The following is a 1,703-nucleotide window of genomic DNA, read 5'->3' as shown; positions in this document are numbered from 1 at the left end:
AGTTTGCCCAGCGTGTAAAAACGGTAGAAGCCATCATTAAATCGGAGGTAAACGTGAAGGAAGTTCAATACATTGATGATACCTCCGGACTACTGGTAAAAAAAGTAAAACCAAATTTTGCTAAACTGGGCAAGCAATACGGCCCTAAAATGAAAGAAGTTTCTGCCGTAATAAATTCCTTTACCAAAGAGGAGATCAGCACCATTGAAAAAACAGGCGGGTTGAATAAAGGCGGGTTTGATTTGGTGCTTGATGATGTACTGATCAGCTCAGAGGACATTCCGGGATGGGCAGTGGCCAGTGCCAACGGCATTACAGTTGCCCTGGATGTAACCCTAACCGATGACCTGAAGCGCGAAGGCATAGCCCGCGATTTTGTAAACCGCATTCAAAACCTGCGTAAAGACATGGGCCTTGAGGTATTGGATAAAATTTCTATTGAAGTGGAACGAAATGGCGAGGTTATGACCTCAGCCATTTCAGAATTTAAGCAATATATTAGCACCGAAACACAAGCGGTAAGTCTTGAGATTAAAGACAACGTAGCCAACGCAGCGGAAGTCGATATGGATGAAAGTATACTGAAGGTGTTGATCCGGGTTATAAAATAAAAGTTAAGTACATGGATTCCTTGCGTTACTTCCTTCTTGCCTTCATGATTGTGGTTATTGACCAAACCTCAAAAATGCTTGTGTTCAACAACATGTACCTGCATGAAGAGATCAATGTGATCGGTGAATGGTTCCGCATTCATTACCTGCTTAACCCCGGTATGGCCTTTGGCATTAAATGGGAAAATGAATTTGGCAAGTTGGCCTTAACCATCTTTCGCATTGGCGCCATGTTTGGTATTTCGTGGTACTTATGGAAGATGACGGAGCGCAATATGCACAGCGGGTTTTTGTGGTGTATGGGGTTAATACTGGGCGGTGCCGTAGGAAACGTGATCGACAGTACCTTCTATGGCGTGTTGCTAAACAACGCCCCGGCCGATGCACCCACACCCTGGTTTCACGGGCAGGTGATTGACATGCTCTACTTCCCCATTTTTGATTTCGTTTGGCCGGAGTGGGTTCCCTTTGTGGGCGGAAAGTATTTCGAATTCTTCAGTCCCGTGTTTAACATAGCCGACTCTTCTATTTTTTTAGGCGTGGTTACGATACTGATTATGCAGAAGCGATTTTTTAAAGAAAAACCTCACGAACAATCAATTGAGAGTATTACAATTGACCAGCCTGTTGAGAAAGCATCAGAAGAAAGTTCTTCTATTTGATCAACTGATTATATTTACATCATTATTTATTTCCAATCTGCTTGCAGGGCCCGAAGAAATTCGGGCCTTAATTTTTTTACTCATACCGCAATGACTTGGCTGGATTGATTCGGGCTGTTCGAAGCGCCTGAAACACCACACACAACAAGGCAACCACCAGCGCAGCAGCACCGGCACCAATAAACACCCAAATGCTTAACGAAATGCGGAAGGCGAAGCCCTGCAGCCACTGCGAGGTGAAATACCAGGCAGGAAAAACGGAAAGAACCAACGCTATCACAACAAGCTTGGTAAATTCTTTCGACAGCAGGTTTACCAGGCTTACTTCCGATGCACCTAATACTTTGCGAATGCCCAATTCTTTGGTGCGCTTTTCTGCGGTGAAGGCTGCCAACCCAATCAACCCCAGCGAGGCAATGAAAATGGCCAG

General features: G+C 44.8%; 3 protein-coding genes. 2 read left to right on the top strand and 1 reads right to left on the bottom strand.

Features of this window, described 5'->3' with window-relative positions:
- Together CAPSK01_RS04945 and CAPSK01_RS04940 are read left to right on the top strand one after the other, a co-directional pair.
- On the top strand, positions 1 to 611 hold a 611-nt coding region (locus CAPSK01_RS04945; RefSeq protein ID WP_034923307.1), incomplete at its 5' end, for a DUF5915 domain-containing protein.
- A gap of 11 nt (positions 612 to 622) precedes the next feature.
- Positions 623 to 1,273, top strand: coding sequence for a lipoprotein signal peptidase (locus CAPSK01_RS04940; protein WP_034923305.1), 651 nt, complete (start codon positions 623 to 625; stop codon positions 1,271 to 1,273).
- 76 nt (positions 1,274 to 1,349) lie between these two features.
- Here CAPSK01_RS04940 and CAPSK01_RS21885 read toward each other — a convergent pair.
- Positions 1,350 to 1,703: FtsX-like permease family protein (locus CAPSK01_RS21885; protein WP_034923311.1), on the bottom strand; the 354-nt coding region annotated here is incomplete at its 5' end.

This window comes from Candidatus Accumulibacter vicinus (genome assembly GCF_000584955.1).
Classification (GTDB): Bacteria; Pseudomonadota; Gammaproteobacteria; order Burkholderiales; family Rhodocyclaceae; genus Accumulibacter; species Accumulibacter vicinus.
Note: the sequence above shows the minus strand (reverse complement) of the source record. Positions and strands in the feature narration are given on the sequence as shown.

Coding starts and splice junctions, on each gene's coding strand:
- CAPSK01_RS04940 (WP_034923305.1), top strand. CDS start 623: ATGGATTCCTTGCGTTACTTCCTTCTTGCCTTCATGATTGTGGTTATT.